Raw genomic sequence first — 24,540 nt, 5'->3', positions numbered from 1 at the left:
AAAGTGACCCGTTGGTCATTTTTGTCGGGGACGTTTGCCCGCGCAAACGTTGGCGAGATGTTGCAAAATATGAGGGTTTGCGGCGGAAGGTGGCGGCTTTGCCCTGTCACCGTGGCGACAGGGGCCGCAAAGCGGAGCATTGCGGCGAGCGCGGGAGCCGTTCAGCTCCCGTCGGCGGGGCGTCCAATCAGTGGCTGGCGGCTTTGCCTTGCAGGCGGGCCTGCTCCAGTTGCAGGTGCAGTTGGGCGATCTGCTGGCGCAGTTGGTCGCGCTCGTCCTTCAACTGGCGCAACTCGTCGCGGCGCACGGTGACGTAAAGGGTCTGGGTGGGAGTGGCAGGCATCAGGGTACCCATGAGCACACCTCGCGGGGCTGGCTGGTGACAATTTGAAGCGTAGTCGCTTCACGCGGCGCGCATTCTGAATTCTTTGCAGGCCCTTGGGAACTTTTTTGTTTATCGTTGTCGCCCCGTTCGTCGCTGAACCCTGCGCAAGAACGCTGGACTAATCTGAAATCTTCAACTGTTGTAAAGCAAAACCTACGGGAGCGTCGTCACATGCAACTGGGAATCATCGGGCTTGGCCGCATGGGCGGCAATATCGCAAGGCGCCTGATGCGCGCAGGTCACAGCACTGTGGTCCACGATCGCAACCGCGAAGCCATCACCACCCTGGAAGGCGAAGGTGCCGTGGGCGCCCACGACCTGGGTGCGCTGGTGCAGAAACTCAAGGCGCCGCGCGCGGTATGGGTCATGCTGCCGGCCGGCGAAATCACCGAGCAGACCATCGCGCAGCTGGCCGACCTGCTCGAGCCGGGCGATGCCATCATCGACGGTGGCAATACCTTCTACAAGGACGATGTGCGTCGCGCCGCCGAACTGGGCAAGCGTGGCCTGCACTACCTGGACGTCGGCACCTCCGGCGGCGTATGGGGCCTGGACCGTGGCTACTGCATGATGATCGGTGGCGAGAAGGCTGTGTTCGAACGCCTCGAGCCGCTGTTCAAGGCCCTGGCCCCGGGCGTTGGCGATATTCCGCGGACCCAGGGTCGCAGCGGCGAGCACGACCGTGCCGAACACGGCTACATCCATGCTGGCCCGCCCGGTGCCGGGCACTACGTGAAGATGGTGCACAACGGCATCGAGTACGGCCTGATGCAGGCCTACGCCGAAGGCTTCGACCTGCTGCGCAGCAAGGGCGGCCCGGAACTGCCGGAAGAGCAGCGCTTCGACCTCAATGTCGCCGAGATCGCCGAAGTCTGGCGCCGTGGCAGCGTGGTCACCTCCTGGCTGCTGGACCTGACCGCCGATGCGCTGGTCGCCGACCCGCAGCTCAGCGAGTTCAGTGGCTCGGTATCCGACAGCGGCGAAGGCCGCTGGACCATCGACGCCGCCGTCGAGCAGGCGGTGCCGGTGCCGGTGCTGTCCAGCGCGCTGTTCGCCCGGTTCCGTTCGCGCCAGCAGCAGGGCACCTACGGTGACAAGATCCTCTCCGCCATGCGCCTGGGCTTTGGCGGTCACGTCGAGAAAAAGAAGGACTAAATGAGCAAATCGACCATCGCCGCAGCGCCGCCATGCACCTTGTTCCTGTTCGGCGCCAACGGCGACCTGGTCAAGCGCCTGCTGATGCCGGCGCTCTACAACCTCAGCCGTGACGGCCTGCTCGACCGTAACCTGCGTATCGTCGGGGTCGATCACAACCCAGCCACGGCCGAGGACTTTGCCGCGCGTCTGCAGGCATTCATGCAGGCGCGGGACAAGGGCGCGGAAGGTAGCGCCAAGTGCCTGGACGACAAGCTCTGGGCCCGACTGGCCAAGCGCCTGGACTACCAGACCGGCGATTTTCTCGACCCTGAGACATACAAAGCCCTGGCTCGGCGCATCGATAAAACCAGCCATGGCAATGCCATCTTCTATCTGGCCACCTCGCCACGTTTCTTCCCCGAGGTGGCCCAGCGCCTGGGCGATGCCGGCCTGCTCGACGAGTCGGCCGGTGGTTTTCGCCGGGTGGTGGTGGAAAAGCCCTTCGGTACCGATCTTGCCAGTGCCGAGGCGCTCAACGCCTGCCTGCTCAAGGTGATGAGCGAACGGCAGATCTACCGCATCGACCATTACCTGGGCAAGGAAACCGTGCAGAACATTCTGGTCAGTCGTTTTTCCAACGGCCTGTTCGAATCGTTCTGGAACAACCATTACATCGACCACGTGCAGATCACTGCCGCCGAAACCGTCGGCGTCGAGACGCGCGGGGCGTTCTACGACAACACCGGGGCGCTGCGCGACATGGTGCCCAACCATCTGTTCCAGTTGCTGGCCATGGTCGCCATGGAACCGCCGGCGGCCTTTGGCGCCGACGCCGTGCGCGGTGAAAAGGCCAAGGTGATCGGCGCCATCCGCCCCTGGTCGCAGAAAATGGCCTTGAAGAACTCCGTGCGTGGCCAATACCGCGCGGGCAAGCAAGGCCGCAAGTCGTTGGCTGGCTATCGCGACGAGCCGAATGTCGCGGCCGACAGCCGTACCGAAACCTACGTCGCGCTCAAGGTGATGATCGACAACTGGCGCTGGGCCGGGGTGCCGTTCTACTTGCGCACCGGCAAGCGCATGAGCGTTCGCGATACCGAGATCGCCATCTGTTTCAAGCCGGCTCCCTACGCGCAGTTTCGTGAAAGCGAGTTGGAGCGGCCCAAGCCCAACTACCTGAAGATCCAGATCCAGCCCAACGAGGGCATGTGGTTCGACTTGCAGGCCAAGCGCCCGGGGCCGGAGCTGGTGATGGAGAATGTCGAGCTGGGCTTTGCCTACAAGGACTTCTTCAAGATGACCCCGGCGACGGGGTACGAGACGCTGATCTACGACTGCCTCACCGGCGACCAGACGCTGTTCCAGCGAGCCGACAACATCGAGAACGGCTGGCGCGCGGTGCAGCCGTTCCTCGATGCCTGGGCGACGGGGGAAGGCGTGGTGCACGAGTACCCGGCAGGCGAGGATGGTCCCGAGGCTGGTGATGAATTGCTGGCGCGAGACAAGCGAGAGTGGCATACGCTGGGGTGATGTCGAGCGTCGCAGAAACTCCCTGCCGCCGTTGCAAGTACGACGGCAGGTGTTTGGATAAACCCTACAACGTGAATGACAAGGCTGAGAACACCATCCCGCCACTGCCCGCCCAACCCATGCAGAACTGCCCTGGCTCGGCTTCACCCCGGCTCATGGCATCAAAAATGCCAAAGGGAATGGAGGCGGTAATGATGTTGCCGGTCTTGTGCCCGACGTGGTGCAACTTGTGATCGATGCCGATCATCTGGCCAATGTGCTCCCACATTTTGGGCGAGCCGGTATGAATGAATACTTTATGCACATCCTCCGCTGAGAGTTTTTGCATGTTGAACACTTTTATCGCTTCATTGCGACCATCTTCATGCAGGGCGGCGGCATAGGAATTGAATTGGTACTGGCCGCCAGTTGGGGCAATACGTTCGATGTCCGCCTCGTTGCAGAATAGTTTCCAGTCCGGCAACGAGATCGTCGACAAGTCACTGAGGTCAGGCCTGTTGATGTAGGAGAACTTGAAGTTACCGGGGGCTTCGTGGCTGAGGAGGGTGACCGTGACCGCTTCGCCAATGGTAAAGCTGGGGAACTTGTAGGCTAGCTCGGCGGGTGACTGCAATGAGAAGTTCTTGGGCATGACCGGCCCGCCCGCCGACATGCCGAACTCCATGTTGACGATGGCGGCGTAGCGGATTTCACCGGCTTGCATCTTGCTGTTGATGACGTCCATGGCCGTTACCCAGCCGTTGCAGGCGTCGACTACATCAAAGTTTCGGCAGTTCAGGCCCAGGGCCTTGGCGATGAAGGTGCTGTTGGCGGGTTCGATGAAACCACGGGTGACGTTGGGGTAGACCAGTAGGTCCAGGTCGGCCTTGCTGATATTGGCCTGTGCCAGGGCGGCGTGGAATGCGGTTTCCATCAATTGCATGGGTTTCTCGTCGGCTGCCAGCCAATGGCGTGTGTCGCTGCCGCTTTTTTCCAGTAACTTGCCGATGGTTTTCAAGATTTTTGGCAGGTCATCCTGGAAGGTGTGTTTGGAATGCTCCTCGACCAGGTTGAGTACGTCCTGGTTGCTGACGCGGCGTGATGGCAGTATTCCGGAGAGTCCGATGATTTTCATAATGACATCCTTGTCTTTGGGTATTTATTAAATACGTTTTTGCGTGCTGGCAGTGGTTTGCTCATCCTTGTAAGTAGCCACTGGCCCAGTACTTCTAGCACAGGTAAGTGGCGAATCAAGGGTGTGAGGCTGTTTGTTGATCTGGATCAAGATGCCTGAATTTGCTTGCCTAGGCTGAGGGGTGTGGTTGTTTCGTTAAGTTGTCATTTGGATGGGTTTTGTTGGTTCAAGTTTTAAATGTGATTATTTGTCACAGGGCTTCTAGCTTCTAGCTTCTAGCTTCTAGCTTCTAGTTTCTAGCTTTTGGCTCTTTGCTCTTGTTTTTGCTTTTGCTTTTGCTTCTAAGCGCGCGATATTTCAGGCGCCGCCAATTGCGACTTCACGAGGCCGAGCGGAGTTCTTGCGGAGGGAGGTGACGGGCATGGATGCCCGTCAAGCGCTGCGCCCCAGGATGGGGCGTTCAGCGCGGTCCTCCCGGGAGCAAGAACGGAGCGAGGGGACCCCGGAGCGAAGCGTAGGGGCCGGATGAATGGAGCGAGGATTTTTTGGTGACTTTTTGATCCTTCAAAAAGTTACCCGCCGTAAGGGCGGAAAGGTGACTATGCGTCGCCATCGCCAATGAATGAGCGTATAACTTTCAAAACCCACGCTCTGAAAGTCAAAGTCGGTCGGCGTGGGTTTCTACAGATGTAAGCGCATTCATTTACGATGCCGACGCATAGTCACCTTTTCGCCCTTACGTGAACTGACCCCCGAAAGTTGGACGGGGTACGCTATGGGTTCAGCGCTTGGGTCCGAAATTGTACCGGACTCAAGCCATTCAGTCTTAGACTTATACGCTCTTGGTTGTAGTAGGCGATGTAGTCCTCAAGGCCTGACGCCAGTTGTTCAACACTCTCAAACGATTGCAAATAGAAAAACTCGCTCTTGAGTGTGCCAAAGAAGCTTTCCATCGCGGCATTGTCCAGGCAGTTACCCTTACGCGACATACTCTGTTGTATTTTCTTTCTGCCCAGCATATGTCGATAAGCGGGCTGTCGGTATTGCCAGCCCTGATCGGAGTGCAATATCGGTTTGTCATCTGGGTTCAGCCGCTCGAAAGCTTGCTCCAACATCGCCGACACCATCTTGAACTCAGGGCGCGGATTGATCTGATAGGCAAGAATTTCGCCGTTGTACAGGTCCATCACAGGCGAAAGAAACAGCTTCTGCCCTTTCACCTTGAACTCTGTCACATCGGTTACCCATTTCTGATTAGGGGCTTCCGCCTTGAACTCACGCTTGAGCAGATCAGATGCAACAAGCCCTTCGGAACCTCGGTAGGAGCGATATTTCTTCACTTTTACCAGCGATTTCAGATCCATTAACTGCATCAACCGCTGCACCTTCTTGTGATTGATCACCTCGCCATGGCACCCAAGCACGGCGGTGATGCGGCGATAGCCGTACCGCCCCTTATGCCTGTGATAGACACTCTTGATGCGTTCTTTGAGGGCCGCATGCTTGTCGGCCACCAAGGCTTTGCTTTGGTAATAGAAGGTACTGCGTGCCAGCCCTGCAGCACGTAACAGCAGAGCCAGTCGATGTTCATGCCTCAATCCTTGGACAGCCTGCGCTTTCTTGGTTGCGCAGTGCGTGGATCCGCTTGGATCAAGGCATCGAGCTTTTTTAGATAGGCATTCTCCGCACGTAAATACTCCAGCTCTTCGAGCATTTGCTTAGGTGTCAACTCAGCATCTGCAGGCTTAGCAGGGCTTACGTTGGGTTGTTCTGATGCTTTGCGGGGCATACTGGATTCTCGGGCACGATGCGGGTGAAGTGCTTCTAGTCCGCCTTCATCGTACAACCTTTTCCATTGCCTGATGCTACTCGGGCCACGAATATCAAACTGTATGCAGGCTTGCTGGGCTGACAGTCCGTCTTGCTCGATGCACTGCAAAACCTTCAACTTGAACTGGGCGTCGTAGTGGCTGTACTTGGTAGCCAGACCTGCAGCACCGTGTTGCTCATAGCCCTTTATCCAACGGCGCAGCAGCGATGCACTCAGGCTATGCCTCAGTGCCACCTCATGAACACTCCGGGCAGAAAGACACTCCTCGATGAGTGCTTGCTTGAGCGCTAGGTCGTATTTCGTCATGGAACACCCTCCGCTTGGGGTCAGGCGTCCAACTTTCGGGGGTCAGTTCAACGGCGAGTCACTTTTTGTCAAACGCGACAAAAAGTAACCAAAAAACGCTGCGCTCCATTCATCCGGCCCTCCGCTACGCTCCGGGTCCCCTCACTCCGGCCTTGCTCCCGGGAGGACCGCGCTGAACGCCCCATCCTGGGGCGCAGCGCTTGACGGGCATCCATGCCCGTCACCTCCCTCCGCAAGGCCTGCGTTCGGCCTCCTGAAGTCGCGAAGGTACGGGCGGCGCCTGGGCTGGCGCAGCTGTCGCTCGCGGGGTTTGGCGATAGCCTCTTGATCGGCAACGGCAACGGCAACGGCAACGGCAACGGCAACGGCAACGGCAACAACAACCAGCACCGGGTGCCTCAATTGAACCAGCAATCCCGCCTCGGCATCCAACCTCAAGCCCCCGCCCGAGGACCTCTGATGCCCGCCCATATCGAAGACTATGCCCTCATCGGCAACTGCCGCAGCGCCGCTCTGGTCAACCGCGACGGCGCCATCGACTGGCTGTGCCTGCCGCGCTTCGACGCCCCCGCGGTGTTCGCCGCCTTGCTGGGCAATGAGGAGAACGGCCGCTGGCGTATCGCTCCCAGCGATCCGGTCGAGCACAGTACCCGTCGGTACCTCGACGACACCCTGGTGCTGGAAACCACCTGGACCACCGCCAGCGGCCGCGCCCGGGTGCTCGATTGCATGCCCCTGGGCGAACACAACGCTGTGCTGCGCATCGTCGAAGGCCTCGCCGGTGAGACCGCGTTCGAAATGGATCTGGTGCTGCGCTTCGACTACGGCCGCAGCGTGCCCTGGGTCGAAAAGCTCGAACCCCTGACCCTCAGCGCCGTCGCCGGCCCCGACCGCCTGATCCTGCGCAGCAGCACCGAAACCCACGGCCGCGACCACCACAGCGTCGCCCGCTTTCGCCTGCGCGCAGGCGAGCGCCAGGTGTTCAGCCTGTGCCACCAGGCCTCCCATCTGCCGGTGCAGCCCGGCTGCGATGTCGACCACGACCTGCAGCAAACCATCGACCAATGGCAGGCCTTCGCCGCCCGCTGCCCCGAGGTCGGCCCCTATACCGGGCTGGTACGCCGTTCGCTGCTCACGCTCAAGGCCATGACCTACGCGCCCACCGGCGGCATGGTCGCCGCCGTGACCACCTCGCTGCCCGAGCGCGTTGGCGGTGAACGCAACTGGGATTACCGCTACTGCTGGCTGCGTGACGCCACCATGACCTTGCTGGCGCTGATGAACCTCGGCTACTTCGACGAAGCCCAGGCCTGGCGCGAATGGCTGCTGCGCTCGGTGGCGGGCAACCCCGAGCAGATGCAGATCATGTACGGGCTGGCCGGAGAGCGTGACCTGCCGGAATTCACCTTGCCGTGGTTGCCCGGCTATGAGCGCTCGCAACCGGTGCGGGTCGGCAATGCGGCCTCCGAACAGCGGCAACTGGATATCTATGGCGAGCTGGCCGATGCCATGACCCAGGCCATCAAGGGCGGCCTGCCGCGGCATCCACGCGGCTCGGCCATCGCCCGGTCGATATTGCCGTACCTGGAAAGCATCTGGCGCGAACCAGATGAAGGCATCTGGGAGGTGCGTGGCGGCCGCCAGCATTTCGTGCATTCCAAAGTCATGGCCTGGGTGGCGTTCGACCGCGCCGCAAGCCTGGCCGAGACCACCGAGGAAGACCGCGAGCGCGGGCAGCATTATCGCCAGGTGGCGGACGAGATACACCGTGAGGTCTGCGTGCGCGGGCTGGATGCCGAAGGGCAGTACTTTGTTCAGGCCTATGGTTCCGCCGAACTCGATGCCAGCCTGCTGCAGCTGGCACTGACCGGCTTCCTGCCACCGCAGGACCCACGTTTTCTACGTACCCTCGAGCAGATCGAACGACGGCTACTGCGCAACGGCCTGCTGTTGCGCTACGACAGCGATAGCTGCAGCGATGGCCTGACGCCGGGGGAGGGGACGTTCCTGGTGTGTTCGTTCTGGCTGGCGGATGTGTATGTGCTGCTGGGCAGGCAGCAGCAGGCGCAGGCGCTGTATGAGCGGCTCAGCGGATTGTGCAACGACGTGGGGCTGCTGGCCGAACAGTACGACCCGGTAGGGCAGCGGATGCTTGGGAACTTTCCCCAGGCGTTCAGCCATATCGGCATCATCAATACGGCGTTGAACCTGTACCGCGCGCAGTGTCCGGCGCGGGATCGGGCCAGATCTGGGTAGTGGCCAGAGGCAATATGACATGATGCCAGACCGGCGTGCCTTGGCGCCTACAGCCATAAGGTGACAACGTGCCAGCATGCCCGGCTAATCCCCGCTACGCTGCTCAAAAGCAGGTAGCCAACCGGGGAGCATGTCATGCGGACAATGATCGCCATCTTGTGCGTGCTGCTGGCGGGCTGCGCCCCGCTCAAGCAGTACAATCCATCCGAACCATCGCTCAAAGCCTATGACCTGGCCACGCCGCTCGCCACCTGCCCGGGTGGTAACGGAGTGGCCAGTTTCAGGCATGGCTTCGTCGAGTTCGACGAGTACGGCAACCTGCTCAACCCTGCGGCATTTGAAACACTCATGGGCGATATCCGCCATATCAAGCGTCCGCTGCTGATCGTCACCTACTTGCACGGCTGGCGACATTCCGCCGCTCCTGACGATGAGGATGTGCGCGAGTTCAAACTGGCAATGCGCAATATCGCCGCGATGGATGGCTGCACCCGCGAAGTGGTGGGGGTGTACATGGGATGGCGTGGTCAAGTGCTGAGGTGGAACTCGCCGCTTGACTACTTCACCTTCTGGGATCGCAAGCAGACGGCCCACAGCGTAGGCAGCGGCGCGGTCACCGAAGTGCTGCTGCGCCTGGACAAAGAGCGTGTCCGGCGCAATGGCAGCCGCTTGCAAGCCACCCAGGACACGCAGAGCCGCCTGGTGTTCGTTGGGCATAGCTTTGGCGCGGCCGTACTCTATACAGCGCTCGCGCCGATCTTGCTGGAGCGATTTACCCAGAGTGCTGGGTTCGATGCGCCGGATCAGTTGGATACCACCCAATGCGTCAGCAACCCGCCAGAGCCGCTCAAGACAGTGGGCGACCTGGTCGTGCTTATCAATCCGGCCTTTGAAGCCATGCGCCTGGCAACTTTGCACAAGTTGAGCGTGGGCTGCCATTACCGGCAGGACCAAAGGCCAGTACTGGCAATCGTCACCGGCACCACCGACCAGGCAACCGGAACCTTGTTCAGGATTGCCCGCGCGCCGAGGGCCGCCTTGCAAAAATACGCCAGCGATGTACCCGAAGGCTTTGCTGCCAACACGGTCGCCGTTGGCCATTACCGCCCCTACCAGACCCATGAGCTTTCGTCGAGCCTACAGTCTGAAGGTGCCGTCGAGGAGGGCTCGTTCAGTGGCTGCGAGCAATACATCGACCCGCTGGCCAGGCAGCGCGGGCAGATGAAGTTGGCCTCATTGTCGACCTCGGGTGGGGGCTCAACGACCACCCGTTTCTTTGCCAACCGGGTGGGCAAGGACGGCAAGCCGAAGTTCTTTGATCTCACCTTCGAAAGAACGAAAGAGGCGAGGAACACACCGGCCTATAACCCGGTGCTCAACGTCCGGGTCAAGGCGCCGATCATCACCGGTCATGGCGGCATCTACAGTTGCCAGCTGATGACGTTCATCGGCGCGCTGGTCACTTCAACGTATCGCATACAGCCTTGATTACGGAGGCGACGAGCATGGACATGAGCGGCTTCCAGGTATTCGATTTCGACGACAGCCATTACCGTCACAAGGTCTACAGCAAAGGCAGTGGCAAACCGCTCCTGCTGATGCATGAACTGCCGGGCTTGACGCGAGAGACCCTGGGGTTCACCGATCGCCTGGTTGATGCCGGGTTTCGTGTCTACCTACCTTTGCTGTTCGGCAAGCCTGAGGAAAAAGGCTCCTTGCTGCGCGGCTATGCCCTGTGCATCAACAGGGAGTTTGCCTACCTCAAGGCGGGGCGTCGCGCACCGGTCAGCGATTGGTTGCGTGCGCTGGTGCGTGAGCTCGGTGAACGCGATGGGCATGCTCGCATGGGGGTGATCGGAATGTGCGTCACTGGAGCATTCGTGGTTCCGTTGATACTCGAGAGCAACGTGGCGGCAGCCGTGGCGTCGCAGCCAGCCATTCCGTTCCGCTTCGGTTACTGGCTGACGGGCAGGGGGGCGGGAGACTGGATGAGGGAGTTGAACGTTGCCGACAAGGATCTGCAGGACGCCAGCCTGATGGCCGGCAGCGGCGGTACGAAACTGCTCGTGCAACGCTTCAGTGATGACCGCTTGTGCGCGGCGGCGCGCGTGCAACGTTTGCAGGAGGCTTTCGGCGATCGTGCAGTGGTCTACACCTACGCACCGCCCAACGACACTCGCGACACCCATCACGCCTTGCTGACGTACGAATATACGGCGGCAGGTCATGCACCGCCCGATCATCCAACCCGGGTGGCCTTGCGACGCGTGATCGAATTTCTACATCAGCATTTGTAGCGCTACCGCAGCACCGTGAGCCTAACGCCCTGGATCAAAACTGGACGGCCAGGGACCTGGCCGTATGGCAGGACACCTCGCAAGGTTCACGTTTGATACTGGCCTGCCGGGTAACGCCAACGTCGGTCATGACTACGGCGCCTCAGGATTCGATGATGGGCAAGGCTACGACCTGATCGAGGACATGAAGCGTTTGTAAGGCGTGCTGGCGTGCAGCTTGAGCGTGGCGCCAGGCGCGGTTGGTGCGTCTGGCGCTATTGCCTGGGAGGTCAGGCGGTTGCGCGTTCGCGTTCAACGCTTGCGGTCTGGGTATGGCGCAACGTCGGGATCAGGAAGGCGATCGCCAGCACGCACGCGCTCACCAGCATCACGAAGCCACCGTCCCAGCCGAAGTGGTCGACGGTATAGCCCATCGCCGCACTGGCCGCGACCGAGCCACCGAGATAGCCGAACAGCCCGGTGAAACCGGCGGCGGTACCGGCGGCTTTCTTCGGCGCCAGCTCCAGCGCCTGCAGGCCGACCAGCATCACCGGCCCATAGATCAGGAAACCGATGGAGAACAGGGCGATCATGTCGATGGTCGGGTTGCCTGGTGGGTTGAGCCAGTACACCAGGGTGGCCACGGTCACCAGGGCCATGAACACGATGCCGGTCAGGCCACGGTTGCCGCGGAAGATCTTGTCGGACATCCAGCCGCACAGCAGGGTGCCGGGAATGCCGGCCCACTCGTAGAAGAAGTACGCCCACGAGGTGGTGTCGACGCTGAAGTGCTTGGCTTCCTTCAGGTAGGTCGGCGCCCAGTCCAGCACGCCGTAGCGCAGCAGGTAGACGAACACGTTGGCCAGGGCGATGTACCACAGCAGTTTGTTGCGCAGCACGTACTCGACGAAGATCTGCTTGGCGCTGAACTCCTGCTCGTGGCTCTCGTCGTAGCCCTCGGGGTAGTCGTTCTTGTACTGCTCGACCGGTGGCAGGCCCACCGATTGCGGGGTGTCGCGCATGGTGGCGAAGGCGAACACCGCCACCAGCACCGCTACCGCTGCAGGTACATAGAAGGCCGCGTGCCAGTCATTGGTCCAGCCCAGGCCCAGCAGGAACAACGGGCCGATCAGGCCGCCGCCGACGTTGTGGGCGACGTTCCATACCGACACCACGCCACCGCGCTCTTTCTGCGACCACCAGTGCACCATGGTCCGTCCGCTCGGCGGCCAGCCCATGCCCTGGGCCCAGCCATTGATGAACAGCAGCACGAACATGATCGCCACGCTGGAAGTGGCCCAATGCGCGAAACCGAAAATGAACATCACCCCGGCCGAGATCAGCAGGCCGAAGGGCAGGAAGTAGCGCGGGTTGGAGCGGTCCGAGACCAGGCCCATGAGGAACTTGGACAGGCCATAGGCGATGGCGATGGCGGAGATTGCCAGGCCCAGCTGGCCACGGGTGTAGCCCTCTTCCTCGATGAGGTAGGGCATGGCCAGGGAGAAGTTCTTGCGCAGCAGATAGTAGCCGGCGTAGCCGAAGAAGATCCCGGCGAAAATCTGCCAACGCAGGCGCCGGTAGGTGCTGTCGACGCGTTCGTCGGGCAGCGGCGCCTGGTGCGCGGCAGGGCGGAAGAAGGCAAACATTGTGAAGCTCCCAACTTGTTATAGGTATGCGAAATCGAATTTTACATTTTCGTTAGGGAAAAAATACGGGTTATTCGGGCAATTACTGTTGTTTTGTGAAAGCCCATGGCAGCCGTTGCTTCCGGCGGCCTTGCAGCGGTAGTGGCAAGTGGCTACAGAGCGCTCGGAAGTGAACCACTTTTCCGGCTCAACTCAAGGAGAGATGAGCCTTCACTATGGAAAACCACGCCTCACCCACCCACCCTCGTACCCCCACCTCCCTCGACACCTGCCTACCGCACCTGCATATCGTGACCGACGACTTTGCCAACTGGCGGCAAACTGCCGACCTGTTGTTCGACCCCGTTGCCGACGCAGGCTCAGCTTTCGTCGCCTCGCTCAAGGTCTTTCACTTCCAGTGCTTCCTGCTGTGCAGCGGACGCCTCGACGCTGCCCGGTATGAGCGCGACCGCCACCGATTGGGCTGGTGCGACCTCGACCACTATCTGCTGCACCTGCCGTTGCAGCGCGGCTTGGCCTGCGCCAATGGCTTGCGCGTTCGCCCTGGGGATGTCGTAGCGCTCGACCTGAGCCAACCCGCGACCTTCCATGTGCCGGCTGGCGAAGGCCTGAGCCTGCTGGTGCCGCGCACGGCGTTGGGGCAGGAGCCCCCGCTGCTGCATGGCTTGCGCCTGCGCCGCGAGAGCGCGGTGGGACACTTGCTGGCTGGCCTGCTGACTTCACTCGCCGTTGCCGCGACACAGTTGAGCCAGGCGCAGGCGATGCAGCTGGGCCTGCCGTTGCTGAGGGTGGTCGCTGCCTGTCTGATCAGCGAAGGCACGCAGCAGCGGGCCATGCTGCCGTCCAGCCATGTGGCGCTCGGGCGCCGGGCGCGGCAGTACATCGAGCTCAACCTGCACCGCGACGACTTGACCCCGGCACACCTGTCCAAGGCCGTGGGCACCTCGCGCAGTCAGCTGTACCGCGCCTTCGCGCCCTTTGGCGGGGTCGGGCACTACCTGCTGCAGCGGCGTCTGCGACGCTGCCTGCTGGCCCTGGGCGAGCCTGGCAATGCCGGGCGGCGCATTGGCGACCTGGCCTATGCCCATGGATTCGCCGACGAAGGGCATTTCAGCAAGGTGTTTCGCAAGGCATTCGGATTGTCGCCACGGGCCGCGCGCCGCGCACTGCAGCGCGGTGAACTGACCGGCCTGCGCCTGTCAGCCAACGAGCCGCCTTCACTGGCGAGCTGGCTGCACGCACTCGCCGAGCAGTGACATTGGGACCGCTGGCCAGGTTTTCGGGACGCCTGGCCACGGACGCCTGGCGCTGCTCGCCGTACGCTGGCCTCACCTGCTAACCCAACCACCCATCAACCCGGTGCCGTCGTCAGGGCCTGAGCCCGCAACGCACGTGTCTCCACCGAAGCCACCCGGACGGCATCGGCACCGCAGCAGACAAGGAGCGTCGGACGTGGCGAATCAATCCCTCCACCACCTCATCCAGAGCATCGCCGGCGCGGTCGCCGAGGCGCAGGACAAGATCCAGCGCTTCCAGGTCTCGACCGTGCGCCAGTACTTCGACGAAGACAACCGCCCGGTCAGCATCGATGTGCGCCTGCCGTCCCATTCGCCCGAGGCGCGCGAAGGCGAGGAGCGCGTGGTGCGGGTGCCGCTGTTGTCGCTGGTAGGGGCACGGCTGATGGCCGTCAAGGATATGGAAATCTCGTTCGAGGTAGGCCTGAACGCCGATGACGGTTCAGCCGCGAACGTCGGACCGGCCAATGCCGGCGCCGATGACTCGGGCTGGCCGAGCGAGAACCACAAGGCTCTGAACGTCGACCTGGGCGTTCGCCGCAATGGTGAAGGCGGGCCGCTGGCGCGCGTCACCCTCAAAGTCGAAACCCAGCCCCCTTCGGAGGGGATGGCTCGGCTGCTGCAAAACCTCGATAAATTGATCTAGGAGAGACACAGATGGCTAACTTCTCGATGGGTGACCAGTTCCGCGGCCTGCCCATGGGCGACCTGATCGGTGGTCCGTTGACCGCCGCTTGCGACGCCCAGGTCCGCCTGGCCAACGCTACCGCCGACTTCATCAAGGTGATTGGCTTCCTGCCACCGGCGCCCGACCCGAACAACACCGACCCCAACCGGGTGGGTGATGTGCGCACGGTCAGCTTCCGCTTCGACCGCCCCTCCACCAGCAAGCCCGACGACGGCACCATCCCCATGGAGCGCGTCGAGCTGGAAGTACCGCTGCTGGCGGTGGTCAAGGTGCCGAACCTGTCGATCAACAAGGTCGACATCACCTTCGACATGGAGGTGAAGAACTCCGAGCAATCACGCGAAGCCACCGACGCCCAGGCGGCGATGTCGGCCGAGGCCAGCGTGGGCTGGGGACCGTTCAGCGCCAAGGTCAACATCTCCGGCTCGGTGTCCTCGCACAAGGAGAACACCCGCTCGACCGACCAGTCGGCCAAGTACCACGTCGAGGTTCACGCCGCCGACGACGGTATGCCGGAAGGGCTGGCCCGGGTGCTGGACATGATCTCGCAGTCGGTTGCGCCAAAAGCCATCACCCAGCAGTAAGGGTGAGCGGCCCAACGTCAGCCCCAGGTTCGCCTGAGCCTTGACCGGGGGTTGGCCGTCAGTCTTTTCCGGAAAGGAGTTCCGTGATGTTCGATCTAACGGACGTGGGATATGTGAAACGCATCGTCGTCGGCAGCACCGATCCGGAGAAGCTGACGTCGCAGGAGGTCATCCAGGCGCAGACCGCGCTGCTCAACCGCTGCCTGAGCGAGCCGCCCAAGGGGCGCATCGTCGGCATCGAGAAAAGCTTCAACCTGCTCAACATCGGCGAGCACCAGGTGGTGCTGCAGTCGCTCATCTACCACGTGGGCTTCGCCCGTCGGCCGTTCTGGCTGCCCGACGAACAGGAGGCCTCGTGATGAACCACCTCGAAGAATTCGTCCAGGCCCTCGGTGGCGCCATGGCCTGCGCGCAGCAGGCCACCGGGTATCGCTGGCCGGGTATCCGCATCGCCCAGATGCAGGTGCTGTTGGCGGCGACCGTCGAGCCAGGCGACACCCCGGGCTGCCTGGCCATAAGGGTCGGCCGCGCGCCACGCGGCAAGCAAGCCGTGCATGAGTTGAGCATCGCCGTGCCCGGCGATGCCCAGGAGGCGATCGTCGTATGCCTCGATGGCGAGCTGTTCGGGCACTACCGGAGGCCCGGCGATGACCAGGCGAACTGACCGCTCGATGCGGCTGCTGCTTTCAACCCAGGAGACCCAGACCATGCGCTCGATCCTGAAGAAAAAACCTGGCGAAGCGGCGCGGATGTCCACTGGCAGGCGAGTGCTGTGCGCCATTGGCGCGGCGGTACTGTCGGCGTTGGTGGCCCTCGGTGCGATCCAGCCTGACCTGGCCCTGGCCATCGCCAAGTGGGCGGGGCTGGTGCTGGCGTTCTGAACCGCGTAATCAACCAACAAGGAGAGTCACCATGAAACAGCTGCTAACCGCATGCGTGGGTGCCTTGGCGCTCGCCAGCCTGGCATCGGCCTGGGCCGTCGAGTACCGCGGCACGCTCAAGGACGATGGCCGTGACATACCCGTGGTCCTGGATATCGAGCCCGCCGCCGGGCTGGGGGATCGCGCGGGCAAGGTGCGTTTCAACGGCAACTGGAAATGCGGCTTCGACCTGGAGTACAGCGGGGCGAGCGGGCAGGTTGACAGTTACGGCCTGGAAGGCGCGGGCCCAGGACTGTGCGGGCCGCTTGCGCAGGGCTACCTGCAGAGCCAGCCGGACGGTGGCGGCCTGCAACTGCAACTGTTCACCCAACGCAACAAGCTGGCCTACAGCCTGACCGTCTTGCCGTCCGGCAAGTAACGCCGCCACCCGACACCTTTCGTTCCGCCACCAAGGCACGGCTCGCCCGCTGCCCCAAGGGGAGCGGCTTGCCCGGAAAAAGGAGCTGACCATGTGCATCACCAACAGCGTAGGAACCGGCGGCAACAACGCGGCCGCCGATGTGCGCAGCCTGCAGTTGCTGCTCAACCTCAACAGCGGGCAACGCGGTTTCAGCTGCGCGCTCGGCACCGATGGCCTGTGGGGCGCCGGCACTCGCGGCGCCCTGGAGAACTTCCAGCAGATCATCGGCAGTCCGGTGGGCAAGCCGGTGACGGCGGGCGATGCCACCCTGGCCGCGTTGCGCGGCGGCCTGTCCGGCGGGCTCACCCAGCCCAAGCTCTGGTTGGCGCTGATCAACGCCAGCAGCGCACGCATCGCCGCGTTCCACCAACCCGTGCTCGATGTGCTGACCCGTTACCGCATCGATACGCCGCTGCGCATCGCCCACTTCCTTGCGCAGATCGCCCACGAGAGCGGCTGCCTGCGTTACACCGAGGAGCTGGCCTCGGGCAGCGCCTACGAGGGGCGCAAGGACCTGGGCAACCTGCAGACGGGCGATGGCCCGCGCTTCAAGGGCCGTGGGCTGATCCAGCTGACCGGCCGCGCCAACTACCGCCAGTACGGCCAGTACTGCAAGCGTGACTTCGAGAACAAGGACGACCCCGCCCTGGTGAGCAGCGACCCGGCCCTGGCGGTGGATGTCGCCGGCTGGTTCTGGGCCAACCGCACGCTCAACGACTGGGCCGACAAGGACGACCTGCGCGAGGTCACCCGACGCGTCAATGGCGGTTTCAACGGCCTTGATGATCGCGCCGCCTACCTCGCCCGGGCCAAGTGGTTGCTGCTCGGCTGACCCCATTCGCGTTTTCCGCCGGCAGCGGCGGAGCCAGAGGACAACAACGTCCTGTCACTGCAAAAGGAGCTTCAAGATGAAAAAGACTTTCGCACTTAACCCAGCACGTGCCGCACTGGCGGGCCTGGCGGTAATCGGTAGCCTGGCCTTTACCCTGGTGCCGATGGCATCCGCCGAGGCTGCCGTGCAATGCCCGCAGCCCAACTCGGGCGGCGCGCCGGCGGTCAATCAACAACATGTGTTCTGCGGCGAGGTGGCCAACAACCGGGCCAAGGGCTTCCATAGCCGACCGGCAGGCCAGCTGCCAGCTACCGTGGCCTTCACGGCGGCCACCACCAATACCCCGCAGGGGCCTGCCGGGATCTACGTGTTGCGTAGTTTCAACATCACCCAGCACGGTGTCACCGCCACCAAGAGCATCTCCACGATGTTCCCGGATAGCTGCTCGCAGGCCAATGTGGTGGCGGCCATCCAGAACGCCTACAACAACCGCACCGCGCTGAACGGCACACAGTTCCGCGGCCCGTCGGGGGCGAGCTGCCAGGCCGGCACCCCGGCGGCGTCGTTCAACATCGTCGGCTACATGGATGCCACTGGCACGGTGGTGACCACGGCCTATCCTGACTACTGATTCTGCGTCATCCTCGGCAGGGCCGGGCGCAATGCCCGGCTCTTTTCGTTTTCCCGGCAAAGGAGCCTGCGCATGTCCAACCCCAATACGTCTGGTTTTCAACAGTTCCTCGACGACGAGGTGACGGGTGTTGCTCGCGAGCACCTGCTGGAGAAGGCCTTGGCCGCGCGGCAGAACCGGGTGGTGGAAGCCTATAGCGGCAATGCCTACTACGTGGCGTTCGAAGAGAATGAGGTGCTGATCGAGCACCACTACGTGAAGGATTGGCCCACCGTACGCCTGTCCCTGGATGACTTCATCGCGGCCTTGCAGGCGGATGCCGACGACCTGTAGGCGCTAGCAAGGCGCCTATGCGCTGAACACCGGCCTCAGGAAACTGCGTTCATAACTGAGGATGAAACGCTGCTCGGTCGCCAGGGCAAAGGCGGCGATGCACTCGGGGTCGGTTTCGGACGCTTGGCGGTATTGCTCGTACGCCGCCAGGCTGGGGAAGCTGAACAAGGCGTAGGCGACATTGTTGGCGCCTTCGCTGGGCAGGAAGTAGCCGTGATGGGTGCCGCCCATGCGATTGACCAGGTCGATCCACAGCTTGCCGTAGGCTTCGAAGGCCGGGACCTGGTAAGGGTCGATGAGATACTTGAGGTGGCAGGTGACCATGGCGTGCACTCCTTGATAAGCCGGGGTGCCACCTTACGGCCCGGCGCATCGCCTTGGCAATGCGCCGGGCGGGCAGTGCCTTACTGGGCTGGGCGCGAAGTCTCCACGCTCAGCACTTCGGTGTAGATCGCTTCCACGGTCTGGTCGACCTTGAGGTTTTTCATGCGTGCCTGCAGTTCAGGGTCCTCGACCTTGACCACCTGCAGCTTGCCTTCCGGTGGCAGCAGGGTCACTTCGTGGGCCGCGAGGTCGATCTTCTTGATCTGCGAGGTGACCTTGACCTGGCGGAAGGCTTCGCCGCCGGGGTTGGGGTTGGCCGCCGTGGCGCGGATGGTGCCGGATTCCACCGAGGCCTTCGGCGCGCCGCCTTCCCGGGTGTTGAGCACGTAGGCGACGGCGCGGGTCACCTTGATGTCGATCTGGTCGCCGACCTTGAGATTGGGCAGGGCCTTGGCCTGTTCGGTGAGCTGGAAGATCACGTCCTTGTCGTGAGGGCCTTTGACCGTCACTTGGCGGTTGGCCAGGTCGATGGCGGTGACCTCGGTGGTGACATGGCTTTCCAGCGCTTCGCTGGCGATGGGCAGTTGGGCGGCATGGGCGGCATGGGCGGCGAAGCTGGCGGCGGACACTAACGAGGCGAAAGCTACAGCACGTGCGAGGGAACGGGTGGGGTTCATTGGCCTGTCTTCCTTGTGGTCGTTACCGGTGGGTGTATGCGAGAAGAAGCATAGACACAGGTTGACCAGTGCGTGCAGGCGGGCCGGTCCCGGCCTTACAAAGGCTGATGCTCATGCTCACCCTTGGCCTGCGAGACATTCACCGCGCCCGGCAAGGCCACGGCATTCTTCGCCGCCAGTACCTCGGCCATCACACTCACGGCGATTTCCGCCGGGGTCTTGCTGCCTATGTAGATACCGATGGGACCATGCAGGCGTTCCAGGGACTGTTCGCTTTCGCCGAAATGTTCGATCAGCCGCTCGCGGCGCAGCTGGCTGTTGCGCCGCGAACCGATGGCGCCGATGTAGAACGCTGGGCTGTGCAGGGCTTCGAGCAAGGCCAGGTCGTCGAGCTTGGGGTCGTGGCTGACGGCGATGATGCAGGTGCGCAGATCGGCACTGTACGCGCGCACCATGTCGTCGGGCATGCCCTTGAGATGTTCGACGCCGGCCACCGACCAGGTGGCCATGTGTTCGGGGCGTGGGTCGCAGACCGCCACCTTGAAGCCGTTGAACAGGGCCATGGTCGCCAGGTACTCGGCCAGTGCGCCAGCACCGATCAGCAGCATGCGATAGCCAGGGCCGAGGGTGTTGACCATGCGCTGGCCATCGAAGCTGAACTGTGCCGGGGTGGTGGTGTGTTCGAGGCTGGCCGCGCCGCTGGCCAAGGCCAGGTGACGGCGCACCAGTTGGCCGGCGTCGAGCCGGGCCAGCAACTGCCGCAACGGTTCGACGGCGGGATTGAACTCGAGGATCAGCTCCAGCGTGCCGCCGCACGGCAGGCCAAAGCGGTGGGCGTCGTCGGCGCTGATGCCGTAGCGAATCACCTCGGGCGTCCCCTCGGGCAAGCCGGGGCCGCCATAGGCGGTGGTGTAGCGGTGGATCAGGTCGTCCTCGATGCAACCGCCGGACACGCTGCCAACCACCCGGCCATCGTTGCGCAGGGCCATCATCGAACCCACCGGGCGCGGCGACGAGCCCCAGGTGCGGGCGACGGTGGCGAGCAGCACGCGGTGGCCGGCCTGGAGCCAGTCATGGGCGGTGCGCAGCACCAGTAGGTCGATGCTTTCCATGGAGTGTGAAACCTCGTCTTGCCGTGTGCCTGTGGGAGCCACTGTCTTGCTCAATGGCTAAAAGCTGACACGATCCCTGTGGGAGCGGGTTTACCCGCGAACACGGGCGAAGCCCGTGCCCTCCACCGCAGTGCCTGCTCAGCGCATATGCAGGATGATCGGGCTGCTGCTGGCCGGGTCGGTATGCTCGCGCAACTTGCCGACTGCCTTGGCCTGCACCGCACCGCCGTGATTGCCCCAGGCCGCGCGGGCAAAGCTCAACACCTCGGCGATCTCCTGGTCCGACAACTGCGCGCGGAACGCCGGCATGCGATAGGCATCCGGCACGCCAGCGGCAACGATACGCTGCGAGCCGTTGAGGGTGATGTTGATCGCCGAGGCATCCTCCCTGGCCAGCATCGAGGTGGCGCCCGCCAAGGGCGGCATCCATTCGGCCTGGCCCTTGCCATCCAGGCCATGGCAGCTGGCGCAGCGGGTCGCGTAGGTATGCGCCCCCGGCGCCTCGCTGGCAGCGACCGGTGCCTGGTATTGCCAGGGCGGGCCATCGCGCTGAGGATCGCCAGGCAGTGACTTCAGGTAGCGGGCGATGGCTGCCAGATCGTCGTCACTCATGAACTGCGTAGAGTTGTTGAACGCCTCGGTCATCGAGCCGTAGACCACCGCGTGCTTGTTCCGCCCGGTCTTGAGGAACTGCACCATCTCCGGCTCGCTCCAGCGCCCCAGGCCGGTGTTGTGGTCCTGGCGCAGGCTCGGCGCGTACCAGCCGTCGAGCAGGGCGCCGGCGAGGAACAGCGCACCGCTGTCGTCCAGGGCCTTTTCGTTGAACGCCAGGCCCCGCGGGGTATGGCAACTGCCGCAATGGCCGGGGCCCTGGACGATGTAGGCGCCGCGATTCCACAGCGCATCCTGCTCGGGCTGCTGCGCATAGGGCCTGGTCGGCGCGAACAGGCCATTCCACAGCGCGATGGGCCAGCGCAGGTTCAGCGGCCAGGGAATATCACTGGGGATATTGGCCTCGGCGGCCGGTTGCACGCCCTTCATGAAGAATGCATAGAGCGCGCGCACATCGTCGTCGCTGAGCTTGGCGTAGGACGGGTAGGGCATGGCCGGATACAACCGGCGCCCGCCCGGGGCCACGCCCTGGCGCACGGCGCGGTCGAAGTCGGCCAGGCTGTAGGCGCCGATGCCGTGCTCGCGCTCCGGGGTGATGTTGGTGGCATGGATCGCCCCCAACGGCGTGGCTATTTCCAGGCCACCGGCAAACGGCGCCTTGCCCGGCAGGCTGTGGCAGGCCACGCAATCGCCGAGCCGGGCGACGTACTCGCCACGGCTGACCAGGGTGGCATCGGCGCTGTCCTGGGCGCTGAAGGGCGAGGCGGGCTCGCGGGTGACGTACCAGGCCAGCAGGCCTGCCGCGACCAGGCACGGCAAGGCCAGCCAGCCGGCGGTTGTTGCGAATCGGCTGTTGTTCATGGGCAGTCCTTGTCGGCTCAGCTGAAGGTATGGCGGCTCAAGGGCATGCTGCGCACGCGCTGGCCGGTCAACCGCGCGACGGCGTTGGCCACCGCGGGGGCCACGGCAGGCAGCGGCGGTTCGCCGATGCCGCCCATCTTCGCGCCGCTCTCGACAATGCGCACATGTACCCGGGCCATGCGCGATGGCGGCAGGATCGGGTACAGGTCGTAGTTGCGTGCCCGCGGCACGCCGTTGTGCCACACCGCCTCTTCCAGCAGCACCTGGGACAGGCCCAGGGACACCGCGCCGTTGACCTGGGCCTCGATGATCGCCGGGTTGACGATGCTGCCCGGGTCGATGGCCTGCCAGATGTCGTGCACCTTGACCTGGCCGCCCTCCAGCGACACCTCGGCGATCACCGCCGCCTCCGAGCCGAACGGCGAGGCCATGGCCACGCCACGGGCGCGTTGGCTGCCGTCCTCGGCGGTGAACGGCCCGCGTTTCCAGCCGCCGGACAACTCAGCCACCGCCTGCAGCAGGGTGGTCAGGCGCTGGTTGCCCTGAAGCAGTTGCAGACGCAGCTCGAAGGGGTCATGACCGCCCTTGTCGGCCAGTTCGTCGAGGAACGATTCGTAGAAGAAATCGTTCAGCGAGTTGCCCACCGAGCGCCAGTAGCCCTGCATGGCCGGCGTTTTCACATAGATCTGCGCGATACGCTTGTTGGCGATGGCGTAGGCCTTGCCCGACAACCCTTCGAGGGCGGTGGGGTCGACCTTGTCGCCTTGCTGGCCGGCGATGGACTCGGTCGGGCCTTCGGTGGCGCTGATTGCCTCGATGGCCACCGGCAAGCCTTGCTCATTCAGCCCGGCGCGGAACTTGGCCACCGCCATGGGGCGCATGGCGTCGCGCAGGAACTCTTCCTCGCGACTCCAGATCAGCTTCACGGGCCGGCCCACCGCCTTGGCCAGGGCGATGGCCTGTGGGTAGGGATTGGCCGCGTCGTAGAGGAAGTGCCGGCCAAAGAAACCACCCAGCAACGGCGAGTGCAGGGTGATGCGCTCAGGCGCAAGGCCCGTGCGCTTGGCAATGTCGTCGCGGAACATGTCCTGGGCCTGGTTGGGCAGCCACACCTCGAGGCTGCCGTCGGGGTTGAAGCGCGCGGTGGCCGAAGGCGGTTCCAACTGGGCGTGGTTGAGGAACTGGTTGTGGTAGGTGGCCTCGACGGTGGTCTTGGCACTGGCCAGCGCGGCGGCGACGTCGCCCTGGTTTTCTTCGTCACGGGCCGGGCCGGTCTGGCTGGCCAGGTGCTCGCGCCAGCCATCGCTGGAAAAATCCGCCGGCATTGGCCGCGCCTTGCTGTCGGCCCCGGGTTCCTTCCAGTCCACCTGCAAGGCCTCCACCGCACGCTTGGCGTTGAACCAACGCTCGGCGACCACCGCCACCGCGCCGGGGAGCTGGTGCACCGAATGCACGCCCTTCATGGCCTTGACCTGATCCTCGTTGCGCAGCTGGCCGACCGTCATGCCCAGGCGTGGCGCATGCTGCACGGCGGCGTGGAGCATGCCGTCGACCTTGACGTCGATGCTGTACACGGCCTTGCCGGTGGACTTGTCGTAGGCGTCGAGGCGCTGCACCGGCTTACCGATCCAGCGGAACTGGCTGGGGTCGCGCAGGGTGACGCTGGCGGGGTCCGGCACCGGCAGGTCCATGGCCGTTTCGGCCAGTTCGCCGTAGCCGAGCGAACGGCCCGAGGCCGCATGCACAACCTTGCCCGGCTCGGTGGTCAGCTCGCTCACCGGCACGCCCAGCCGTTGGGCACCAGCTTGCAGCAGCATGGCTCGGGCCAGGGCGCCGAGGCGGCGCATGGTCGGGTAGCTCATGCGCACCGACATGCTGCCGCCGGTGATGCGCAGGCCGTTTTCCATCACCACGTAGGCTTCGCCGGCGGGCGCGCTTTCGACCAGGAAGCGGGCTGGCTCGAGGTCCAGCTCCTCGCCGATGATCTGCGCCATGGCGGTGTTGACGCCTTGCCCGCCCTCCATGAATGGGCTGAGCAGGCGCACGCTGCCGTCCGGGCGGATCTCCAGGAAGGCCGGCACCTGGGTGCCACGCTCGGCGGCACTGGCAGCCTGTACTCGTGGTGCGCCCATGGGCAGGCCGAAGCCGAGCACCAGCGCGCCGACGGTGGTGCCGACCAGGAAGCGCCGGCGCGACAGGTTGACGGTTTCGCCCGCCGGCAGTTTCAGCAGGTCTTCGGGGCTATCGATGCGCAGGCTCATCAGGCTTTACCCCCTTCGGCGAGGTCGTGCAGGGCGGCATGGATGGCGTTGTAGGTGCCGCAGCGGCACAGGTTGACCATCGCCGCGTCGATCTGCTCGGCGCTGGGCTTGGCGGTGTGCTTGAGCAGCGCGGTGGCGGCCATGACCTGGCCAGACTGGCAGTAGCCGCATTGCGCCACCTGGTGCTCGACCCAGGCCTCGACCACGCGCTTGCCTACCGCATCGTCCTCGATGGCTTCGATGGTGGTCACCTCGCGGCCGACCACCCCGGCCACCGGAGTGACGCAGGCGCGCACCACGTTGCCGTCCACCAGTACCGAACAGGCGCCGCACTGGGCCAGGCCGCAACCGTACTTGGTCCCGGTCAGGCCGAGGTCGTCACGGATCACCCAGAGCAAGGGTGTGTCGGCGTCGGCCTCGACCTGGTAGGTCTTCTGATTGATGCGTAGTTCCATGGAGTTCACCTGCTGATCACGGTCTGGAAGCGGGGAATACACTGTTCCCCAATCCA

At 63.6% G+C, this 24,540-nt stretch carries 26 protein-coding genes; 16 read left to right on the top strand and 10 right to left on the bottom strand.

Annotation, left to right across the window (positions count from 1 at the left end):
- Positions 1-187 precede the first annotated feature (187 nt).
- Positions 188-355 carry a DUF6026 family protein gene (locus HU772_RS15725; protein WP_186662462.1) on the bottom strand — a complete coding sequence of 56 codons (168 nt, stop codon included), beginning with the start codon at positions 353-355 and terminating at the stop codon, positions 188-190.
- A gap of 201 nt (positions 356-556) precedes the next feature.
- Here HU772_RS15725 and gnd point away from each other — a divergent pair, with 201 nt between their 5' ends.
- Complete coding sequence (gene gnd, locus HU772_RS15720) at positions 557-1,540, top strand: phosphogluconate dehydrogenase (NAD(+)-dependent, decarboxylating) (RefSeq protein WP_186662461.1); 984 nt, start codon at positions 557-559, stop codon at positions 1,538-1,540.
- Entirely contained in the window at positions 1,541-3,049 is a 1,509-nt protein-coding gene (zwf, locus tag HU772_RS15715) for a glucose-6-phosphate dehydrogenase (RefSeq protein WP_186662460.1), read from the top strand.
- A 64-nt stretch (positions 3,050-3,113) separates the two neighbouring features.
- On the opposite strand, the gene HU772_RS15710 is transcribed toward zwf, so the two are convergent.
- Both HU772_RS15710 and HU772_RS15705 read right to left on the bottom strand, forming a co-directional pair.
- Positions 3,114-4,163: a 3-oxoacyl-[acyl-carrier-protein] synthase III C-terminal domain-containing protein gene (locus HU772_RS15710; protein WP_186662459.1), complete on the bottom strand. Its 1,050-nt coding sequence runs from the start codon at positions 4,161-4,163 to the stop codon at positions 3,114-3,116.
- 773 nt (positions 4,164-4,936) lie between these two features.
- A protein-coding gene (locus HU772_RS15705) for an IS3 family transposase (protein WP_437182400.1) occupies positions 4,937-6,300 on the bottom strand; the annotation gives its coding sequence in 2 pieces (ribosomal slippage) (positions 4,937-5,835 and positions 5,835-6,300; 1,365 coding nt in all).
- Between the two features lie 459 nt (positions 6,301-6,759).
- Between HU772_RS15705 and HU772_RS15700 the strand changes: the two genes are divergently transcribed.
- The 4 genes from HU772_RS15700 to HU772_RS25085 all read left to right on the top strand — a co-directional run bounded on the left by HU772_RS15700 (position 6,760) and on the right by HU772_RS25085 (position 11,052).
- Positions 6,760-8,556, top strand: coding sequence for a glycoside hydrolase family 15 protein (locus tag HU772_RS15700; protein WP_186659778.1), 1,797 nt, complete (start codon positions 6,760-6,762; stop codon positions 8,554-8,556).
- A gap of 135 nt (positions 8,557-8,691) precedes the next feature.
- The gene (locus HU772_RS15695; RefSeq protein WP_186659567.1) at positions 8,692-10,044 is read left to right on the top strand and encodes an alpha/beta hydrolase; all 1,353 of its coding nucleotides are present in this window, start codon (positions 8,692-8,694) and stop codon (positions 10,042-10,044) included.
- A 17-nt stretch (positions 10,045-10,061) separates the two neighbouring features.
- Positions 10,062-10,853 carry a dienelactone hydrolase family protein gene (locus HU772_RS15690; protein WP_186659569.1) on the top strand — a complete coding sequence of 264 codons (792 nt, stop codon included), beginning with the start codon at positions 10,062-10,064 and terminating at the stop codon, positions 10,851-10,853.
- 64 nt (positions 10,854-10,917) lie between these two features.
- A complete protein-coding gene (locus tag HU772_RS25085; RefSeq protein ID WP_264082539.1) occupies positions 10,918-11,052 on the top strand; it encodes a hypothetical protein in 135 nt (44 codons plus the stop codon).
- Between the two features lie 70 nt (positions 11,053-11,122).
- On the opposite strand, the gene glpT is transcribed toward HU772_RS25085, so the two are convergent.
- A complete protein-coding gene (gene glpT / locus HU772_RS15685; RefSeq protein WP_186659570.1) occupies positions 11,123-12,478 on the bottom strand; it encodes a glycerol-3-phosphate transporter in 1,356 nt (451 codons plus the stop codon).
- Between the two features lie 215 nt (positions 12,479-12,693).
- Between glpT and HU772_RS15680 the strand changes: the two genes are divergently transcribed.
- From HU772_RS15680 to HU772_RS15635, 10 genes are all read left to right on the top strand, one after another.
- Complete coding sequence (locus tag HU772_RS15680) at positions 12,694-13,734, top strand: helix-turn-helix domain-containing protein (RefSeq protein ID WP_186659572.1); 1,041 nt, start codon at positions 12,694-12,696, stop codon at positions 13,732-13,734.
- 196 nt (positions 13,735-13,930) lie between these two features.
- Positions 13,931-14,419: a DUF2589 domain-containing protein gene (locus HU772_RS15675; RefSeq protein WP_186659573.1), complete on the top strand. Its 489-nt coding sequence runs from the start codon at positions 13,931-13,933 to the stop codon at positions 14,417-14,419.
- 11 nt (positions 14,420-14,430) lie between these two features.
- On the top strand, positions 14,431-15,045 hold the full coding sequence (locus tag HU772_RS15670; protein WP_110698588.1) for a DUF2589 domain-containing protein: 615 nt from the start codon (positions 14,431-14,433) through the stop codon (positions 15,043-15,045).
- Positions 15,046-15,131: 86 nt separating this feature from the next.
- On the top strand, positions 15,132-15,404 hold the full coding sequence (locus tag HU772_RS15665) for a hypothetical protein (RefSeq protein ID WP_186659574.1): 273 nt from the start codon (positions 15,132-15,134) through the stop codon (positions 15,402-15,404).
- On the top strand, positions 15,404-15,709 hold the full coding sequence (locus tag HU772_RS15660; protein WP_186659576.1) for a hypothetical protein: 306 nt from the start codon (positions 15,404-15,406) through the stop codon (positions 15,707-15,709). Before HU772_RS15665 ends, HU772_RS15660 begins: the two co-directional genes overlap by 1 nt.
- 43 nt (positions 15,710-15,752) lie before the next feature.
- Complete coding sequence (locus tag HU772_RS15655) at positions 15,753-15,926, top strand: hypothetical protein (protein WP_225923030.1); 174 nt, start codon at positions 15,753-15,755, stop codon at positions 15,924-15,926.
- A gap of 31 nt (positions 15,927-15,957) precedes the next feature.
- Positions 15,958-16,344: a hypothetical protein gene (locus HU772_RS15650; protein ID WP_186659579.1), complete on the top strand. Its 387-nt coding sequence runs from the start codon at positions 15,958-15,960 to the stop codon at positions 16,342-16,344.
- Between the two features lie 91 nt (positions 16,345-16,435).
- Positions 16,436-17,218, top strand: coding sequence for a glycoside hydrolase family 19 protein (locus tag HU772_RS15645; protein WP_186659581.1), 783 nt, complete (start codon positions 16,436-16,438; stop codon positions 17,216-17,218).
- A 76-nt stretch (positions 17,219-17,294) separates the two neighbouring features.
- Complete coding sequence (locus HU772_RS15640; protein WP_186659582.1) at positions 17,295-17,849, top strand: EndoU domain-containing protein; 555 nt, start codon at positions 17,295-17,297, stop codon at positions 17,847-17,849.
- A gap of 72 nt (positions 17,850-17,921) precedes the next feature.
- Positions 17,922-18,182, top strand: a complete 261-nt coding sequence (locus HU772_RS15635) for a hypothetical protein (protein ID WP_186659584.1) — start codon at positions 17,922-17,924, stop codon at positions 18,180-18,182.
- Positions 18,183-18,197: 15 nt separating this feature from the next.
- Here HU772_RS15635 and HU772_RS15630 read toward each other — a convergent pair whose 3' ends face one another.
- From HU772_RS15630 to HU772_RS15605, 6 genes are all read right to left on the bottom strand, one after another.
- Positions 18,198-18,506, bottom strand: coding sequence for an NIPSNAP family protein (locus HU772_RS15630; protein WP_186659586.1), 309 nt, complete (start codon positions 18,504-18,506; stop codon positions 18,198-18,200).
- An 80-nt stretch (positions 18,507-18,586) separates the two neighbouring features.
- Positions 18,587-19,183, bottom strand: coding sequence for a hypothetical protein (locus HU772_RS15625; RefSeq protein ID WP_186659587.1), 597 nt, complete (start codon positions 19,181-19,183; stop codon positions 18,587-18,589).
- A 95-nt stretch (positions 19,184-19,278) separates the two neighbouring features.
- Positions 19,279-20,295 carry an XdhC family protein gene (locus tag HU772_RS15620; RefSeq protein ID WP_186659589.1) on the bottom strand — a complete coding sequence of 339 codons (1,017 nt, stop codon included), beginning with the start codon at positions 20,293-20,295 and terminating at the stop codon, positions 19,279-19,281.
- 138 nt (positions 20,296-20,433) lie between these two features.
- On the bottom strand, positions 20,434-21,768 hold the full coding sequence (locus HU772_RS15615; RefSeq protein WP_186659590.1) for a c-type cytochrome: 1,335 nt from the start codon (positions 21,766-21,768) through the stop codon (positions 20,434-20,436).
- A 17-nt stretch (positions 21,769-21,785) separates the two neighbouring features.
- Positions 21,786-24,029: a xanthine dehydrogenase family protein molybdopterin-binding subunit gene (locus HU772_RS15610; protein ID WP_186659591.1), complete on the bottom strand. Its 2,244-nt coding sequence runs from the start codon at positions 24,027-24,029 to the stop codon at positions 21,786-21,788.
- A complete protein-coding gene (locus HU772_RS15605; RefSeq protein ID WP_186659592.1) occupies positions 24,029-24,484 on the bottom strand; it encodes a (2Fe-2S)-binding protein in 456 nt (151 codons plus the stop codon). Before HU772_RS15605 ends, HU772_RS15610 begins: the two co-directional genes overlap by 1 nt.
- Positions 24,485-24,540: the final 56 nt, after the last annotated feature.

Origin of the sequence: Pseudomonas xantholysinigenes (assembly GCF_014268885.2) — a bacterium.
Lineage (GTDB): Bacteria > Pseudomonadota > Gammaproteobacteria > Pseudomonadales > Pseudomonadaceae > Aquipseudomonas > Aquipseudomonas xantholysinigenes.
Note: the sequence above shows the minus strand (reverse complement) of the source record. Positions and strands in the feature narration are given on the sequence as shown.

Coding starts and splice junctions, on each gene's coding strand:
- HU772_RS15725 (WP_186662462.1), bottom strand. CDS start 355: ATGGGTACCCTGATGCCTGCCACTCCCACCCAGACCCTTTACGTCACC.
- gnd (WP_186662461.1), top strand. CDS start 557: ATGCAACTGGGAATCATCGGGCTTGGCCGCATGGGCGGCAATATCGCA.
- zwf (WP_186662460.1), top strand. CDS start 1,541: ATGAGCAAATCGACCATCGCCGCAGCGCCGCCATGCACCTTGTTCCTG.
- HU772_RS15710 (WP_186662459.1), bottom strand. CDS start 4,163: ATGAAAATCATCGGACTCTCCGGAATACTGCCATCACGCCGCGTCAGC.
- HU772_RS15700 (WP_186659778.1), top strand. CDS start 6,760: ATGCCCGCCCATATCGAAGACTATGCCCTCATCGGCAACTGCCGCAGC.
- HU772_RS15695 (WP_186659567.1), top strand. CDS start 8,692: ATGCGGACAATGATCGCCATCTTGTGCGTGCTGCTGGCGGGCTGCGCC.
- HU772_RS15690 (WP_186659569.1), top strand. CDS start 10,062: ATGGACATGAGCGGCTTCCAGGTATTCGATTTCGACGACAGCCATTAC.
- HU772_RS25085 (WP_264082539.1), top strand. CDS start 10,918: ATGGCAGGACACCTCGCAAGGTTCACGTTTGATACTGGCCTGCCGGGT.
- glpT (WP_186659570.1), bottom strand. CDS start 12,478: ATGTTTGCCTTCTTCCGCCCTGCCGCGCACCAGGCGCCGCTGCCCGAC.
- HU772_RS15680 (WP_186659572.1), top strand. CDS start 12,694: ATGGAAAACCACGCCTCACCCACCCACCCTCGTACCCCCACCTCCCTC.
- HU772_RS15670 (WP_110698588.1), top strand. CDS start 14,431: ATGGCTAACTTCTCGATGGGTGACCAGTTCCGCGGCCTGCCCATGGGC.
- HU772_RS15665 (WP_186659574.1), top strand. CDS start 15,132: ATGTTCGATCTAACGGACGTGGGATATGTGAAACGCATCGTCGTCGGC.
- HU772_RS15660 (WP_186659576.1), top strand. CDS start 15,404: ATGAACCACCTCGAAGAATTCGTCCAGGCCCTCGGTGGCGCCATGGCC.
- HU772_RS15655 (WP_225923030.1), top strand. CDS start 15,753: ATGCGCTCGATCCTGAAGAAAAAACCTGGCGAAGCGGCGCGGATGTCC.
- HU772_RS15650 (WP_186659579.1), top strand. CDS start 15,958: ATGAAACAGCTGCTAACCGCATGCGTGGGTGCCTTGGCGCTCGCCAGC.
- HU772_RS15645 (WP_186659581.1), top strand. CDS start 16,436: ATGTGCATCACCAACAGCGTAGGAACCGGCGGCAACAACGCGGCCGCC.
- HU772_RS15640 (WP_186659582.1), top strand. CDS start 17,295: ATGAAAAAGACTTTCGCACTTAACCCAGCACGTGCCGCACTGGCGGGC.
- HU772_RS15635 (WP_186659584.1), top strand. CDS start 17,922: ATGTCCAACCCCAATACGTCTGGTTTTCAACAGTTCCTCGACGACGAG.
- HU772_RS15630 (WP_186659586.1), bottom strand. CDS start 18,506: ATGGTCACCTGCCACCTCAAGTATCTCATCGACCCTTACCAGGTCCCG.
- HU772_RS15625 (WP_186659587.1), bottom strand. CDS start 19,183: ATGAACCCCACCCGTTCCCTCGCACGTGCTGTAGCTTTCGCCTCGTTA.
- HU772_RS15620 (WP_186659589.1), bottom strand. CDS start 20,295: ATGGAAAGCATCGACCTACTGGTGCTGCGCACCGCCCATGACTGGCTC.
- HU772_RS15615 (WP_186659590.1), bottom strand. CDS start 21,768: ATGAACAACAGCCGATTCGCAACAACCGCCGGCTGGCTGGCCTTGCCG.
- HU772_RS15610 (WP_186659591.1), bottom strand. CDS start 24,029: ATGAGCCTGCGCATCGATAGCCCCGAAGACCTGCTGAAACTGCCGGCG.
- HU772_RS15605 (WP_186659592.1), bottom strand. CDS start 24,484: ATGGAACTACGCATCAATCAGAAGACCTACCAGGTCGAGGCCGACGCC.